Origin of the sequence: Brevundimonas staleyi (assembly GCF_041893865.1) — a bacterium.
Taxonomy (GTDB): Bacteria; Pseudomonadota; Alphaproteobacteria; order Caulobacterales; family Caulobacteraceae; genus Brevundimonas; species Brevundimonas staleyi.
The window spans coordinates 356,396-370,284 of the sequence record NZ_CP169082.1 but is presented as its reverse complement, the minus strand read 5'-3'; the positions used below and the strand labels follow the sequence as shown (position 1 = coordinate 370,284).

The 13,889-nt window shown below is 68.5% G+C and carries 16 protein-coding genes; 6 read left to right on the top strand and 10 right to left on the bottom strand.

Features of this window, described 5'->3' with window-relative positions; all coding sequences use genetic code 11:
* Positions 1 to 13: 13 nt before the first annotated feature.
* Positions 14 to 1,267, top strand: a complete 1,254-nt coding sequence (locus tag ACETK8_RS01940; RefSeq protein ID WP_374037834.1) for a UbiH/UbiF/VisC/COQ6 family ubiquinone biosynthesis hydroxylase — start codon at positions 14 to 16, stop codon at positions 1,265 to 1,267.
* Entirely contained in the window at positions 1,267 to 1,590 is a 324-nt protein-coding gene (locus ACETK8_RS01935) for a hypothetical protein (protein WP_374037833.1), read from the top strand. The genes ACETK8_RS01940 and ACETK8_RS01935 overlap by 1 nt, the downstream gene beginning before the upstream one ends.
* On the opposite strand, the gene ACETK8_RS01930 is transcribed toward ACETK8_RS01935, so the two are convergent.
* Genes ACETK8_RS01930 through ACETK8_RS01915 form a run of 4 tightly spaced genes read right to left on the bottom strand, consistent with a single transcriptional unit; the run spans position 1,587 to position 3,982 of the window.
* Positions 1,587 to 1,781 carry a Trm112 family protein gene (locus ACETK8_RS01930; RefSeq protein ID WP_374037832.1) on the bottom strand — a complete coding sequence of 65 codons (195 nt, stop codon included), beginning with the start codon at positions 1,779 to 1,781 and terminating at the stop codon, positions 1,587 to 1,589. The two genes, ACETK8_RS01935 and ACETK8_RS01930, sit on opposite strands and share 4 nt — an antisense overlap.
* 57 nt (positions 1,782 to 1,838) lie before the next feature.
* The gene (locus ACETK8_RS01925) at positions 1,839 to 2,498 is read right to left on the bottom strand and encodes an LON peptidase substrate-binding domain-containing protein (RefSeq protein ID WP_374037831.1); all 660 of its coding nucleotides are present in this window, start codon (positions 2,496 to 2,498) and stop codon (positions 1,839 to 1,841) included.
* Between the two features lie 11 nt (positions 2,499 to 2,509).
* Complete coding sequence (locus tag ACETK8_RS01920) at positions 2,510 to 3,406, bottom strand: tetratricopeptide repeat protein (RefSeq protein ID WP_374037830.1); 897 nt, start codon at positions 3,404 to 3,406, stop codon at positions 2,510 to 2,512.
* 54 nt (positions 3,407 to 3,460) lie between these two features.
* On the bottom strand, positions 3,461 to 3,982 hold the full coding sequence (locus ACETK8_RS01915; RefSeq protein WP_374037829.1) for a prolyl-tRNA synthetase associated domain-containing protein: 522 nt from the start codon (positions 3,980 to 3,982) through the stop codon (positions 3,461 to 3,463).
* A gap of 51 nt (positions 3,983 to 4,033) precedes the next feature.
* On the opposite strand from ACETK8_RS01915, the gene ACETK8_RS01910 reads away from it, so the two are divergent.
* Positions 4,034 to 4,774: a DUF6065 family protein gene (locus ACETK8_RS01910; protein WP_374037828.1), complete on the top strand. Its 741-nt coding sequence runs from the start codon at positions 4,034 to 4,036 to the stop codon at positions 4,772 to 4,774.
* A 127-nt stretch (positions 4,775 to 4,901) separates the two neighbouring features.
* Here the strand turns inward: ACETK8_RS01910 and ACETK8_RS01905 are convergent, their stop codons facing one another.
* The 4 genes from ACETK8_RS01905 to glmS form a co-directional block, all read right to left on the bottom strand.
* On the bottom strand, positions 4,902 to 5,765 hold the full coding sequence (locus tag ACETK8_RS01905; RefSeq protein ID WP_374037827.1) for an NAD-dependent epimerase/dehydratase family protein: 864 nt from the start codon (positions 5,763 to 5,765) through the stop codon (positions 4,902 to 4,904).
* Between the two features lie 8 nt (positions 5,766 to 5,773).
* The gene (locus ACETK8_RS01900; RefSeq protein WP_374037826.1) at positions 5,774 to 7,003 is read right to left on the bottom strand and encodes an NAD-dependent epimerase/dehydratase family protein; all 1,230 of its coding nucleotides are present in this window, start codon (positions 7,001 to 7,003) and stop codon (positions 5,774 to 5,776) included.
* Positions 7,004 to 7,075: 72 nt separating this feature from the next.
* Positions 7,076 to 7,954 carry a UTP--glucose-1-phosphate uridylyltransferase gene (locus ACETK8_RS01895; protein ID WP_374037825.1) on the bottom strand — a complete coding sequence of 293 codons (879 nt, stop codon included), beginning with the start codon at positions 7,952 to 7,954 and terminating at the stop codon, positions 7,076 to 7,078.
* A 74-nt stretch (positions 7,955 to 8,028) separates the two neighbouring features.
* Complete coding sequence (gene glmS, locus ACETK8_RS01890) at positions 8,029 to 9,846, bottom strand: glutamine--fructose-6-phosphate transaminase (isomerizing) (RefSeq protein WP_374037824.1); 1,818 nt, start codon at positions 9,844 to 9,846, stop codon at positions 8,029 to 8,031.
* A gap of 235 nt (positions 9,847 to 10,081) precedes the next feature.
* Here glmS and glmM point away from each other — a divergent pair, with 235 nt between their 5' ends.
* Complete coding sequence (gene glmM, locus ACETK8_RS01885) at positions 10,082 to 11,431, top strand: phosphoglucosamine mutase (RefSeq protein ID WP_374037823.1); 1,350 nt, start codon at positions 10,082 to 10,084, stop codon at positions 11,429 to 11,431.
* Between the two features lie 78 nt (positions 11,432 to 11,509).
* The gene (locus ACETK8_RS01880; RefSeq protein ID WP_374037822.1) at positions 11,510 to 11,674 is read left to right on the top strand and encodes a hypothetical protein; all 165 of its coding nucleotides are present in this window, start codon (positions 11,510 to 11,512) and stop codon (positions 11,672 to 11,674) included.
* On the opposite strand, the gene ACETK8_RS01875 is transcribed toward ACETK8_RS01880, so the two are convergent.
* Entirely contained in the window at positions 11,671 to 11,994 is a 324-nt protein-coding gene (locus tag ACETK8_RS01875) for an ArsR/SmtB family transcription factor (RefSeq protein WP_374037821.1), read from the bottom strand. The genes ACETK8_RS01880 and ACETK8_RS01875 overlap by 4 nt on opposite strands.
* A 50-nt stretch (positions 11,995 to 12,044) precedes the next feature.
* Here ACETK8_RS01875 and ACETK8_RS01870 point away from each other — a divergent pair, with 50 nt between their 5' ends.
* Positions 12,045 to 12,524: an SRPBCC domain-containing protein gene (locus ACETK8_RS01870; protein ID WP_374037820.1), complete on the top strand. Its 480-nt coding sequence runs from the start codon at positions 12,045 to 12,047 to the stop codon at positions 12,522 to 12,524.
* Here the strand turns inward: ACETK8_RS01870 and ACETK8_RS01865 are convergent.
* Positions 12,521 to 13,822: an FAD/NAD(P)-binding protein gene (locus ACETK8_RS01865; RefSeq protein WP_374037819.1), complete on the bottom strand. Its 1,302-nt coding sequence runs from the start codon at positions 13,820 to 13,822 to the stop codon at positions 12,521 to 12,523. The two genes, ACETK8_RS01870 and ACETK8_RS01865, sit on opposite strands and share 4 nt — an antisense overlap.
* Positions 13,823 to 13,889 lie beyond the last annotated feature (67 nt).

The window sequence follows — 13,889 nt, the reverse complement described above, 5'->3', positions numbered from 1 at the left end:
GCCTATGTCGCCCATGGCCTCTCCCCACACCCACGACATCATCGTCGCCGGCGCCGGCATGGCGGGGGCGACGTTCGCGCTGGCGGCGGCCAAGGGCGGGCTGAAGGTCGCCCTGGTCGATCCCCAACCCTTTTCGGCCCAGTTGGCGCCGACCTTCGACGGGCGGTCGACGGCGATCGCCTGGTCGACGTTCCGGATGCTGGATGCGCTGGGCGTCGGGACGGCGATGCGCCCGCATGCCTGTCGGATGGATCGGATTCTGGTGACCGACGGGACGCGACCGGGGGCTGCGTCAAAGGCGGCGTCGCCGGCTTTCCTGCGCTTCGACGCCGACGAGATCGGCGACGCCAACGGCGGCGAGCCGCTGGGCTACATGGTTGAGAACCGCCGTATCCGGGTCGCCCTGGCCGAGGCGGTGGAGGCCTCGGACATCGCGGTCTTCGCGCCGGGCGCCGTCGTCGGGGTCGAACAGACGCCCGCCGCCGCCCGGGTGTCGCTTGCCGACGGATCGGTGCTGAGCGCGCCGGTCGTCGTGGGCGCCGAGGGGCGCGGGTCGAAGGTCCGCAAGGCCGCCGGGATGGGGACGGTCGGCTGGGGCTACGGCCAGTCGGGTGTTGTGGCCACGGTTCGCCTCGGCCGCGACCACGGCAATGTCGCCCACGAATATTTCCTGCCGAACGGCCCCTTCGCCATCCTGCCCCTGACCGAACAGCGGGCCAGTCTGGTCTGGACCGAAACCACGAAGGCGGCCGAGGCCCTGAAGACCTGTTCGGAAGCGGCCTTCCGCTCGCATCTGGACCGGCGGTTCGGCGAATTCCTGGACGGGGCGACGCCGGAGGGGCCCCGCTTCGTCTATCCCCTGTCGCTGGATCTGGCGACGCAGCTGACCGCGCCGCGCACCGCCATCATCGGCGACGCCGCCCACGGGGTGCATCCGGTCGCCGGGCAAGGCCTCAACATGGGCCTGAAGGACGCCGCAGCCCTGGCTGAGGTGCTGATCAAGGCCATGCGTCTGGGCGAAGATATCGGGTCGGAGGTGGTTCTGGACCGCTACGCCCGCTGGCGCCGGTTCGACAATGTGGCGCTCGCCGCCGGTTTCGACGGTTTCGTGCGGCTGTTCTCCAACGATCTGCCGCCGGTGCGGGCGGCGCGCGATCTGGGCATGGCGGCGGTGAATAGGATCGGACCGCTGCGGCGCGCCTTCATGCGCGAGGCCGGCGGGGCGACGGGGGATTTGCCGAAGCTGCTGCGGGGCGAGCTGGTCTGATGGTCCGTGCGGCGGCTATCGGTGCGCTGTCGATCGTCGCCGCCTGCGCCTCAATCGGCGATCCGAATGGGCCCACAGAACAAGAGCTGGCGCGTCTGATAGCGCCATCTGGCGACCTCACCCCTTCGATCCGCGCCATGCGGTGCGACTTCATATCCGAGGAGGGCTCGGAATGGTCATGCCGCTACGAGGCACGGGCGACGAGCGGCGTCTGGGTAGGATTGTCTGCGATGGTCGCTCTGGACGGCGACGACTGGGTTCTGATCGACGGAATCTGCACGCCCGACGAGGCCTTGGCGGATCGGGGGCGTTGCCCGCGCTAGTCCAGCTGCCGCGCCTCTTCCGGCAGCATGATCGGCACGCCCTCGCGGATCGGGAAGGCCAGTTTGGCCCCCTTGGAGATCAGTTCGTTGGCCTCGCGGTCGTAGTCGAGCTTCCCGCGCGTGATCGGGCAGACCAGCACTTCGAGAAGCCGGGGATCAACGGATGACGGGGTGTGGAAGGCATCGGACATGGGCATTCTTTGTTGGCTATCGCTCGCGGCGCGGCCGCTCACTGCTTGAGCCAAGCCTTACTGCATCGCGCTCGGCGTGTCGCTGTCGCCGGGTTCGGCGGCGTCGAACCGCATCAGGGCCGTGAGCACATCGACCCGGTCGTCGAGCGCCGGGCTTTCCAGCAGGGCCTGTTTCTCCGCCGGTTCGAAGGGCAGGGCCATCGACAGGCTGTTGATCAGGGCCTCCTGCGGCGCGGCCTCGGCCGTCTCCCAGTCGATCTCGAGCTGACGCCGTTCCAGATAGGTTTTGAGGCTGCCCAGGAAGGCCGGGCGGTCGAAGGCTTCGCTCTCATGCGGCGCGATCAGGTCGGTCTCGAACGGGGCGAAGGCGGCGCGGACCTGGCGATAGGGGGTCTGGGTCGGCAGTTCGGTGGTGATGCGGAAGCGCGCGATGCCGGTCAGGGTGATCAGGTACCGGCCGTCCGAGGTCTCGGCGAAACTGGTGATCCGGCCAGCGCAGCCGACCGCTGACAGGCTCGGCAGCTGGGCCGTGCCGCCCGAGGGCTGGATCATGCCCAGCATCCGCTCGCCGGCCATGGCGTCGTCGATCATGTTCAGATAGCGCGGCTCGAAAATGTTCAGCGGCAGCTGACCGCGCGGCAACAGGATGGCCCCGGGCAGGGGAAAGACCGGGATCACCTGCGGCAGGTCGACGGCCTTCACATAGCCCTGGGGCATCCGGACGCTCTTTACGAAAACAGGATGGAGGACAGGCGGCGACGTCCGTCCTTGGAGACGTCCGAGGACAGGCCCGCCGCCTCGAACACGACCAGGAGGTGTTTGCGCGCCGCCTGGTCGTTCCAGTCGCGATCCGCCTGGACGATGGTCAAAAGGCTGTCCACGGAGCCCTTCAGGTCGCCCTCGGCGGCCTGGGCGAGGGCCAGGTCGTAGCGGGCCTGGTGATCGTTCGGATCGGCCTTGACCTGGGCCTCCAGCGCCGCCGTCTCGCCGCTCGGGGCGCTGGACGACAGGGCCAGCTGGGCGCGAACGCTGACGACTGAGGGTTCGGTCGAATCCTGCGGGGCCATGGCGATGGTCTGACGCGCCTGATCGGCGTCGCCTCCGGCCAGGTAGACGCGCGCCATGCCGGCGATGGCCTTCTGGTTCTCCGGCTCGATGGTCAGGACGTGGGCGAAGGCCTGGGCCGCGCCGCCGAAGTCCGAAAGGCCGAGCGATTCCTCGCCGAGCGCCAGCAACTGCTCGACGTCGGAGTTGACGCTTTCGCCGCCCGACAGCTTCTCGATGAAGGCCTTGATCTGGCTCTCCGGGATCGCGCCTTGGAAGCCGTCCACCGGCTGGCCGTTGACGAAGGCGTAGACGGTCGGGATCGACTGGACCCGCAGTTGCCCGGCGTAGGCGGGGTTCTTGTCGACGTCGATCTTGACCAGTTTCACGGCCCCGCCGGCGGCGCGGACCTGTTTCTCCAGCGCGGGCGTCAGGGTGCGGCAGGGCCCGCACCAGGTGGCCCAGAAGTCGACGATGACCGGCTGGATCTTCGACTGGGCGATCACATCGTCCATGAAGCCGGCGTCAGAGCCCTCCTTGATCAGGTCGTCGGGCGAAGTCTGGGGATCGGCGAGGGTCATCGGGTCTCTTTGAAGCTCGGGGCTGTAACGCGTCAGGGGTCAGATGGTCGCGGATCAGGCCTGCGGCAAGTCGGCGGCGAAGTCGATCACCAGCGGCTCGCGCCCGATCTCGCTCATGAAGCGCCGGAACGCAGACTGCGTCAGGGCGGTGGTGGCCGTATTGGTCAGGGGGTGGAAGTTGACGATGTCGGCGTCCCACAGTCGCTTGTCGATCACGAAGGTGACGCGCCGATCGACGTCGTTGATGAGGCCCAGCGCCGTCACCGACCCCGGCCGCACGCCGAGCGTCTCATACATCAGGGTCTCGTTGCCGAAGGAGACCCGGTCCGAACCGATGGTGCGGGGCGCGGCCTTCAGGTCGATGACCGTCTTCTGCTCGGCCGAGATCAGCCACAGCCGGCCCTTCTTGTCCTTCAGGAACAGGTTCTTGGTGTGGGCGCCGGGCATGGCGGCCTTGATCTCGTGACCCTCGTCCACGGTGAAGACGGCCGGGTGGTCGTGGGTCGTCTGGTCCACGCCATGCTCGGCCATCCAGGCGATCAGGCTGTCACGCGTATAGGCTGGTTGAGTGGTCATGCTCGGCCGGGCTAGGAATGCTCACAGTTGGATACCCGCCGGAGCCCCGCCTTGGAACTGGAATGCTACCCCATGTCGGCGCGGCCGCCGGATCTGGTGCCCGGCCGCCAGTCGCGGAACTGGATGGACGCCTTCGTCAGCCGCCACCCCTATCGGTGCCTGCCCCTGACCATGGCCAACACCACCGGGTGGGAGATCCTCTGTCCCTTCACCTTCACGGCCGAATGGAACGGCGGGCCGCAGCAGTCCGACATCACCATCACGCCCGAACGGCCCCAGCCCGAGCTGGACCATTTCGTCACCTCGCACTTCTCGCGCGGCGTCCTGACCATGCACCCCCAGTATCTGTTCCGCACGCCGCCGGGCTGGGGGATGATCTGTTCGGGGTCGCCCAACCACATGAAGGACGGGATCCAGCCCCTGGTCGGGTTGATCGAGACCGACTGGCTGCCCTTCCCCTTCACCATGAACTGGCTGTTCACCCGGCCCGGCCGCATCAAGTTCGAGCGCGGCGAGCCCTTCTGCTTCATCCACCTGGTCGAGCACCGGAAGATGGAGGCGGTCCAGCCGGTCATCCGGACCCTGGAATCCAACCCGGTGATGAAGGGCCAGTTCGAGGCCTGGAACCGCCAGCGCACCGACTTCAACCAACGGCTGGCGAGCGGCGATCCCGATGCGGCCAAGGAGGCCTGGCAGAGGTTCTACTTCAAGGGCGAACTGCCCGAGGCTCTGGGGACCGCCCCGGAAAGCCACGCCAACAAGCGCAGGCTCAAGAACCCGCGCGTGGGCTGACCCACATACCGTCACCCTCGGGCTTGTCCCGAGGGGCCATGGTTCAGCGGGCACGAGCCGGCGCTCGAGTTCCGTGCGTTTGTGCGGAGGAGAAATGGGTCCTCGGGACCAGCCCGAGGATGACGGACTATCGGGCGAGGATCGCCTCCAGCCCATCCCGCCAGGTCGGGTGCCGGGGCCGCCAGCCCAGTTCGGCCTTGGCGCGGGCGTTCGAGATGCGTTTGGAGTCCAGATAGAAGCGCCGCATCCCCTCGGAGACCGAGGGGTCGGTCCAGTCGACTTCGGGCGGCTGGGGCAGGCCCATGCGCCGGGCCGCGTCTTCCATGACGATCTCGACCGGCGAGGGGGCGTCGTCGGTGAGGTTGTAGGCGGCGCCCGGCCGTGGCCGATCCATCGAGGCGAACAGGCCCTCGACCGCGTCCTCGACATAGATGCGGTTGAAGACCTGGCCGGGCTTTCGGACGATCCGGGCCGTGCCGTCACGCAGTCGGTCCGCCACCGACCGGCCGGGGCCGTAGATGGCCGGCAGGCGGAATATCTGCACCGTCAGCCCCATGCCGCGCCCGGCGTCGAGCCAATCCGCCTCGGCCCGCACCCGGCGCGCGCCCTCCAGACTGGCGGCGTTCAGCGCATCGTCCTCGAACACCCACCCGCCGTTCCGGTCGCCATAGACGGCGGTGGAGGAGACGTAGCCGATCCAGTCGGGATAGGCGCCGGCCTCGCCGAGCGCCGGCAGCAGGGCCTTCGCGCCCGGACAGCCATGACCCTCGGGCGGGGCGGTGACGAGGATGGCCGAGGCTTTCGCTACCGCAGCGGCGAGGGCTTCCGCATCGGCCGGATCGACGGCTGCGACCCCTTCCGCTTCCAGCGTCGCCCGGCGGTCCGTGTCCCGCGAGGTCGCCGCCACGGTCATGCCGCGCCGTTTCGCCCCGGCCAGAACCGCCCGGCCCAGATAGCCGGCGCCGAAGACGAGGAGGGAGCCTTGCGCCATCCGGGCGATCAGCCCACCCGCGCCTGGGCGGGCTCGGCCGCGACCGGCGTCGGGGCGCTCTGCAGAGCCTCGGCCCGCTTGCCGTTCCAGGCGGAGACGCAAGGGATCTTCGACCGGTCGGCCCGGTCGGCGTAGCGGCGGGCGATGTCGGTGACGTCGGCCATCAGGCCTTCGGCCAGGGTGATCGGCTTCAGGCCCAGGTCCTTGAACTGGTCGTTGGCGACGACGAGTTCGTTCTCGTCCGCCTCCAGGCGGGGATTGGCGACATTGTGGACCTCGGTCCCGGTCATGCCGGCGACCATGGCGGCCAGGTCGCGAACTCGGCGGCTCTCGGTCATCTGGTTCAGGATCTTGACCCGTTCGCCCTTCTTCGGCGGGTTCTTCAGGGCCAGTTCGACGCAGCGCACCGTGTCCTGGATGTGGATGAAGGCCCGCGTCTGGCCGCCCGTGCCGTGGACCGTCAGCGGATAGCCGAGCGCCCCCTGCATCAGGAAGCGGTTCAGGACGGTGCCGTAGTCGCCGTCATAGTCGAAGCGGTTGATCAGCCGCTCGTCCTTGCGGGTTTCCTCGGTCTGGGCGCCCCAGACGATGCCCTGGTGCAGGTCGGTGATCCGGACCCCGTCGTTCTTGGCGTAGAACTGGAACAGCAGCGCGTCCTGGGTCTTGGTCATGTGGTAGATCGAGCCCGGGTTCGGCGGGAACAGGATCTCCTGCTCGGTGGGCCCGAAGTCCGTCTGCACCGTGACCTTCAGATAGCCTTCCGGAATGCGCAGCCCGGCGGTGGTGTAGCCATAGACCCCCATGGTCCCCAGGTGGGCCAGGTGGACGTCCCGCCCGCTCTCGACGATGGCGGCCAGGAGGTGGTTGGTGGCGTTCAGATTGTTGTCGACGGTGTAGAGCTTGTGCCGCGCCGACTTCATCGAATAGGGGGCGGCCCGCTGTTCGGCGAAATGGACGACGCTGTCGGGCTTCTCGTCCTGGATCAGGGCGACGAGGCGGTCGAACTCCTTGCCGACCGTCATGTTGACGAAGCCGATCTCGCGCCCTGAGACCTCCTTCCACGCGGCGATGCGCTCGCCCATGGTCCGGATGGGGGTCAGGGACTGGACCTCCAGCTCGTTGTCGATGTTCCGGCGGCTCAGGTTGTCGACGATGACGACGTCCCACCCCTGCGCCGACAGATGCAGCGCCGTGGGCCAGCCGCAAAAGCCGTCGCCGCCCAGAACCAGTACCTTCATCGTCTTTGTCTTTCTCTACCCCGGTCCCCTGCCTAGCCGAAGGCGAGGGGCGGAGCAAAGCGGGACCGTGGCCTAGAGCAGCGGCGTTATCGCCGCACGGGCCGCGTCGCCCAGCCCTGAGTGCTTCAGACCGTAGGCCACATTGGCCCGCAGCAGGCCCACGGGATCGCCGCAGTCGAAGGTCGTCCCCTCGTATTCCAGGGCGTGGAAATCCTTGACCTTCATCAGCCGCGCCATGGCGTCGGTCAGCTGGATCTCGCCGCCCGCGCCCGTCTGCTGATCGGCCAGCAGGGGGAAGATGTCGGGCGTCAGGACATAGCGGCCCGAGATGAACAGGTTCGACGGCTCGGTCCCCAGCGGCGGCTTCTCGACCATGCCGGTCATGCGGTTCAGCCGGCCTTCGCGGCCGTCCAGCGCCACGATCCCGTATTTGTGGGTCTCGCCCTCGGGGGCCGGTTCGACCACCACGACATTGCCGCCGGTCTGTTCGTGGGCCTCGATGGCCTGCTTCAGGGCGGGTTTGTCGGCCATCATGAGCATGTCGGCCAGGATGACGGCGAAGGGCTCGTCGCCGATCAGGTCGCGGGCGCAGAAGACGGCGTGGCCGAGACCCAGCGGCGCCATCTGGCGGACGAAGCTCATTTCGCCGGGCTTGGGCAGGTCGGCGACCACCGAGGTCAGGATGTCGTCCTTGCCCTTGGCTTTCAGGATCGCCTCGACCTCGTAGGCGTGGTCGAAATAGTCCTCGATCGAGGTCTGGCCGCGCCCGACCACGAAGATCATGTGCTCGATGCCGGAGGCCCGCGCCTCCTCCACGATGTGCGACAGGATCGGCCGGTCGAACACGTTCAGCATGTTCTTCGGCGTCGTCTTGGCGGCGGGCAGGACGCGCGTGCCCAGGCCGGCGACGGGCAGCACGGCCTTGCGGACGCGCGGAATCGGTTTGGTCATGAGCATCCCCTCACAGTGGTGGGGACCCTAACGCACCCGCGTCGGTTTCGTAGCCCCGGTTCTGCGAAAAACCGCTACTCGACCGTGACCGACTTGGCGAGGTTCCTCGGCTGATCCACGTCCGCGCCCTTCACAACGGCGACGTGGTAGGCGAGGAGCTGGATCGGGGCGGACATCACCAGGGCCGAGATCAGGGGATCCGACGCCGGGGCCGTGACCACCACCTTGGCGCCGGCCGGCGCGTGCTTGGCCCCTTCCGGATCGGTGATGAAGACCACCTGACCGCCGCGCGCCATGACCTCCGACATGTTCGAGGCCGATTTCTCGAACCAGCTGTCATAGGGGGCCAGGATGATGACCGGGGTCGCCTCGTCCACCAGGGCGATCGGGCCGTGCTTCAGCTCGCCGGCGGCATAGCCCTCGGCGTGGATATAGCTGATCTCCTTCAGCTTCAGCGCGCCTTCCAGCGCCAGGGCCGACATGGGCCCGCGACCGAGGTAGAGGACGTCCTTGGCCTTGGCGATCTCGGCGGCGATCTCCTTCAGGGCGTCTTCCAGACCGATGGCCTCGGCGATCAGGCGGGGCGCTTCCAGAAGGACGTGCACCAGACGCTTCTCTTCCGCCTCGTCGATCCGACCGCGCGCCTTGGCCGCCGCGATGGCCAGGGCGATCATGACCGAGACCTGGGCGGTGAAGGCCTTGGTCGAGGCGACGCCGATCTCGGGACCGCAGTGGATCGGCCAGACGACGTCGGCCTCGCGCGCAATCGTTGATTCGGTGGCGTTGACGATGGCCGCCGACTTCATCCCGGCCTCGATGCAGTGGCGGAAGGCGGCCAGGGTGTCGGCCGTCTCGCCCGACTGGGACATGGCGATGGCGAGCGCATTGGGCCGCAGGGCGGGGGAGCGGTAGCGGAACTCCGAGGCGATCTCGACGTCCACGGGCAGGTCGGCCAGCTGTTCGATCAGATACCGGCCGATCATCCCGGCGATCCAGGAGGTGCCGCAGGCGACGATCTGGATCCGGTCGATGGCGTTGAAGTCCACGCCCTGGACCGTCGTCTGGTCCGTCAGGGTGTCGACATAGGCGGCGATGGTGCGCTGGCACCCTTCCGGCTGGTCATGGATCTCCTTCTCCATGAAGTGCCGGTAGTTGCCCTTCTCCATCAGGACGGCGGAAGCCGGCACGGTCTTGACCGCGCGCGCCACCTCCTGGCCGGTAGCGTCGAAGATGCGGGCCCCGTCGTGGGTGGCCAGCACATAGTCGCCGTCTTCCAGATAGGTGATCTTGTTGGTGAAGGGCCCGAGCGCCAGGCCGTCCGAGCCGATGAACATCTCGCCGTCGCCGTGACCGACAGCCAGCGGCGGGCCGTTCCGCGCGGCCAGGATGACCTCGTCCTCGCCGGAGATCAGAACGCAGAGCGCAAAGGCGCCCGACAGCCGGTCCAGCGTCGCCTTGAAGGCGTCCAGCGGGCTCAGGCCCGTGGCCAGTTCCGAATCCAGCAGGTGGGCGACCACCTCGGTGTCGGTCTGGGACGAGAAGACGCGGCCGGCGGCGATCAGCTCGGCCTTCAGCTCGGCGAAATTCTCGATGATGCCGTTGTGGACCACGGCCACCCGCCCGGCGATGTGCGGGTGGGCATTGGCCTCGGTCGGGGCGCCGTGGGTGGCCCAGCGGGTGTGGCCGATGCCGGTGGTGGCCTCCAGCGGATGACCCGCCAGCACCTTCTCCAGCTCCTTCAGCTTGCCCGGTGCGCGGCGGCGCTCCAGCACCCCGTCCACCTGGGCGGCGATGCCGGCCGAGTCATAGCCCCGGTATTCCAGCCGTTTCAGGCTTTCGACCAGACGGTCCGCGACGGGCTGGGTTCCGACGATGCCGATGATGCCGCACATAGGACTGTCCCTCTGGATTCCCGTCATCCTCGGACTTGATCCGAGGATCAGAGGTCTGGTCTGGCTGACCCAGAGGGATGGCGCACGAGCCGGGGACACGTCGTCGACGGAGACCCGGTACGTCCGATCCTCGGGTCAAGCCCGAGGATGACGGCATTGAAAGTCTGCTCTAGGACGGCCTTAAGACGTCGGCACCTAAAAAGGCGTTTCGACAGATTTCGGCGGAGGGCCGCACATGGGCGAGCGCAAATATTTCGGCACCGACGGCATTCGCGGCCGCGCCAACACCAAGCCCATGACGGCCGAGATCGCCCTGCGCGTCGGTCTGGCGGCCGGAAAGCTGTTCATGTCGGGCGACGACCGCCGCCATCTGGTGGTCATCGGCAAGGACACCCGCCTGTCGGGCTACATGATCGAACCCGCCCTCGTGGCCGGTTTCGCCTCGGTCGGCATGGACGTGCGCACCTTCGGCCCCATCCCGACACCGGGCGTGGCCATGATGACCCGCTCCATGCGCGCGGATCTGGGCGTGATGATCTCGGCCTCGCACAACGACTACGCCGACAACGGGATCAAGCTGTTCGGCCCCGACGGCTACAAGCTGTCGGACGAGATCGAGCTGAAGATCGAGGCCATGATGGACGCCGAGCTGGACGCCGGTCTGGCGCCGTCGAACCAGCTGGGCCGCGTCAAACGCATCGACGACGCCCCGCCCCGCTATATCGAGATCGCCAAGGCCGCGTTCCCGCGCCACCTGTCGCTGGCGGGTCTGCGCATCGCCGTCGACTGCGCCAACGGCGCCGGCTACCGCGTCGCCCCCACCACCCTGTTCGAACTGGGCGCCGAGGTCTGCGCCGTCGGCGTCTCCCCGAACGGGACCAACATCAACGCCGACTGCGGCTCGACCCATCCGGAGACCCTGTCGGCGGCGGTGAAGCAATACCGCGCCGACATCGGCATCGCCCTGGACGGCGACGCCGACCGCCTTATCATCTGCGACGAGAAGGGTCAGGTGGTGGACGGCGACCAGATCATGGCCCTGATCGGCCGCGACTGGGCCCGGCGCGGCGTGCTGAAAGGCGGCGGCGTGGTCGCCACCGTCATGTCCAACCTCGGCCTCGAACGCGTCCTGACCGGCGACGGCCTGACGCTGGAGCGGACCAAGGTCGGCGACCGCTACGTCATGGAGCGGATGCGCGAGGGCGGCTTCAACCTGGGCGGCGAACAGTCCGGCCACCTGATCCTGCACGATCACGCCACCACCGGCGACGGCCTGATGGCGGCGCTTCAGGTGCTCGCGGTGCTGGTCGAGAGCGGCAAGCCGATGAGCGAACTGGCCCGCCAGTTCGACCCGGTCCCCCAGCTCCTGCAAAACGTCCGCTTCACCGCCGGCAAGCCGCTGGAAGACGCCAAGGTCAAGGCCGCAATGGCCGAGGCCGACGCCGCCCTGGCCGGTCAGGGCCGCCTTCTGGTCCGCCCCTCCGGCACCGAGAAGCTGATCCGCGTCATGGCCGAGGGCGACGACGAGGCCCTGGTCAAACGCGTCGTCGCCGACGTCGTCGCGGCCGTGAAGGCGGCGGGCTGACCGCCCCAAAGTCGCCCATCAGACACAACGAAGGCGACGCTTGCGGACCGGCCGTTTCCGGCGCAACGGACGCGCCAGATGGTCGATGTCGAACGCAAGAAGGCGATCCTGCGCGCAGAGCAGGAGTTCGAGCGGAAGGAGAACCTTTCGCGCGCCCTGGCCGATCGCGGCGTCACCCTGATCGGCAAGATCACCAGCCCGCCGCCGCCCGAACCGCCCGCCCTCGACGAGACCGGCGTCTAGGCCTCCACCCGCGCCTTCAGGTCCGCCAGCATGGCCACGGCGCCCCGCGCATAGGGCGCCAGCCAGCGGTCGTGGACGGCCTTGATCGGCTCGGCATTCAGGTGGTTCCACCGTTCCCGCCCCTCGCGCCGGACGATGATCAGGTCTGCCGCCTCCAGCGCCTTCAGATGCTGCATGACGGTGCAGCGATCCAGTCCGCCCTCGATCTCGCACAGCTGACCCGTCGTGCGCGGCCCGTCCTTCATCGCGTCCAGCAGCCGCCGCCGGGCGGGGTTCGCCAGGGCCTTGAACACGGCGTCCAGAGCGTCGTCGTTTGACATGTTATAAGAATATAACATACGAAGGTCGCCAGCAACCACGGAGCAGGACGATGGAGCTGAAATTCGAGGTCTCGATGCGGGTGTCCAGACCCGTGCATGAGGTGTTCGAGGCGGTGGCCGATCCGGCCAAACTGTCGGGCTATTTCACCACCGGCGGCGCGGTCGGGCGCCTCGCCACCGGCCAGACGGTGCAGTGGGAGTTCGCCGACTTCCCCGGCGCCTTCCCGGTCGAGGTGGTCGAGGTCGTCCAGGACCGGAAGATCGTCCTGAAATGGGAGGCCAACGAGGGCGTGCCCGACGAGAACCAGCCGGTGGTCGACGCCGGCTACTGGACCAGGGTGACCATGAACTTCTCACCGCTGGATGGCGACACGCGCACACTGGTCCGGATCGCCGAGGAGGGCTGGCGCGAAACGCCGACGGGGCTCAAGGCCTCCTACGGCAACTGCATGGGCTGGTCCCAGATGCTGGCGGCGCTGAAGGCCTATGTCGAATACGGCATCAACCTGCGCGAAGGGGCGTATCGCTAGGCCGTCAGGGCCTTCACGACGTCCTCGATCCGTTTCCGGACATCGGGCACGGCGATGGTCTCCCAGAAGGCCGCCCGCGCCGGAGGGCCGAGGACGAACAGCTTGGGATCGGCCGTGCCGTCGGCGTGCAGCACCCGGCCCGAGCCGTCGAGCTCCAGCCCCAACCGCAGCGGATCCAGTCGCGCCCGACCGGAGGCCAGCAGAGGCCCTGTCACCGGATTGGCCTCGGGCGCATGGCCCGGCCCGGTGCAATCGATCAGCCAGGCGCCGGTCAGGGGCGTCTGGGCCTGACCCCGGCGGATCCAGTCCAGCCGGACCCCGGCGTCATCGGCCGTGATCCCCTTCACCCGCCCGGCGACGACGCTCAGCCGCCCCTCGGCCAGAAGCCGGTCGATGAAGACGCCGATCCGGGGCGCGATCCGGTGGCGATGCACGTCCCACCACGGCCGCAGATGCCGCAAGATCCCGCGCCGCGTCGCCAGATCGGCCTTCGCCCACAGGTCGGCGGTGATGGGCCGCAAGCCCTCCATCATCTCGCGCCAGCCGGCGTCCTCCGCCACGACCCGCGACGCTTTCATCCGCTCGGACAGCGGCCCTTCCAGCATGGCCGGGGTCGGCGCCTCGGGCGGATCGGGCAGATCGGCATGGGCGCGGGGCAACAGACCCCGCCGCGACAGGGCCTGCGCCCGCCCGCGCCAGCCCTGGCCCTCCAGCGCCTGCAACATGTCCACCATGGTCAGGCCCGTGCCGACGATCAGCACCTGATCCTCCGCACCGATGGCCTCCAGCGCGCCGGGCGCCCAGGGGTCGGACAGGACCCGCGCCGATCCGCCCGACGCCGTCTTCGGCGCCGGATTGCCGGTGGTCAGGACGACGGCGTCCGCCGCGACCCGCCGTCCGTCGGACAGGACGACAGCGTCCGCCTCGATACCGGCGACCTCGCCCACGACCCGTTCGACAAGACCCGGAATCGCCGCCTCGACCTCGGCCAGACGGGCCTGGACATAGCGCCCGAAGATCTTGCGCGGCGCGAACCCGTCCGGATCGGCATAGGCGGGCGCGTTCGCTCCCAGCCAGCGCACGAAATGATCGGGCTGATCGGCCAGGGCGCTCATCCGCGAGGAGCGGACGTTCAGCAGATGCCCCTCGAACGGCGTCGAATAGGCGACGCCCAGGCCGAAATCGGCGCTGCGATTGATCAGGGTCGATCCGATCCCCGCCTCCGCCAGTCGCGCGGCCAGCATGGCGCCGGAGAATCCTCCGCCGACGATGGCTACGTTACTGATCGGTCCCGACACTTCGCCTCCCGCTTTTCAGCGTTGTTGAACCGCGCCGCGTCGAGGGTCAACGCAAGCCTTTCCCTCC

Excerpts from the sequence above, each read along its gene's own strand:
- ACETK8_RS01935 (WP_374037833.1), top strand. The coding sequence starts at position 1,267 with ATGGTCCGTGCGGCGGCTATCGGTGCGCTGTCGATCGTCGCCGCCTGC.
- ACETK8_RS01940 (WP_374037834.1), top strand. The coding sequence starts at position 14 with ATGGCCTCTCCCCACACCCACGACATCATCGTCGCCGGCGCCGGCATG.
- ACETK8_RS01925 (WP_374037831.1), bottom strand. The coding sequence starts at position 2,498 with ATGCCCCAGGGCTATGTGAAGGCCGTCGACCTGCCGCAGGTGATCCCG.
- ACETK8_RS01920 (WP_374037830.1), bottom strand. The coding sequence starts at position 3,406 with ATGACCCTCGCCGATCCCCAGACTTCGCCCGACGACCTGATCAAGGAG.
- ACETK8_RS01900 (WP_374037826.1), bottom strand. The coding sequence starts at position 7,003 with ATGAAGGTACTGGTTCTGGGCGGCGACGGCTTTTGCGGCTGGCCCACG.
- ACETK8_RS01905 (WP_374037827.1), bottom strand. The coding sequence starts at position 5,765 with ATGGCGCAAGGCTCCCTCCTCGTCTTCGGCGCCGGCTATCTGGGCCGG.
- ACETK8_RS01880 (WP_374037822.1), top strand. The coding sequence starts at position 11,510 with ATGGTCGATGTCGAACGCAAGAAGGCGATCCTGCGCGCAGAGCAGGAG.
- ACETK8_RS01930 (WP_374037832.1), bottom strand. The coding sequence starts at position 1,781 with ATGTCCGATGCCTTCCACACCCCGTCATCCGTTGATCCCCGGCTTCTC.
- ACETK8_RS01915 (WP_374037829.1), bottom strand. The coding sequence starts at position 3,982 with ATGACCACTCAACCAGCCTATACGCGTGACAGCCTGATCGCCTGGATG.
- ACETK8_RS01870 (WP_374037820.1), top strand. The coding sequence starts at position 12,045 with ATGGAGCTGAAATTCGAGGTCTCGATGCGGGTGTCCAGACCCGTGCAT.
- ACETK8_RS01895 (WP_374037825.1), bottom strand. The coding sequence starts at position 7,954 with ATGACCAAACCGATTCCGCGCGTCCGCAAGGCCGTGCTGCCCGTCGCC.
- glmM (WP_374037823.1), top strand. The coding sequence starts at position 10,082 with ATGGGCGAGCGCAAATATTTCGGCACCGACGGCATTCGCGGCCGCGCC.
- glmS (WP_374037824.1), bottom strand. The coding sequence starts at position 9,846 with ATGTGCGGCATCATCGGCATCGTCGGAACCCAGCCCGTCGCGGACCGT.
- ACETK8_RS01875 (WP_374037821.1), bottom strand. The coding sequence starts at position 11,994 with ATGTCAAACGACGACGCTCTGGACGCCGTGTTCAAGGCCCTGGCGAAC.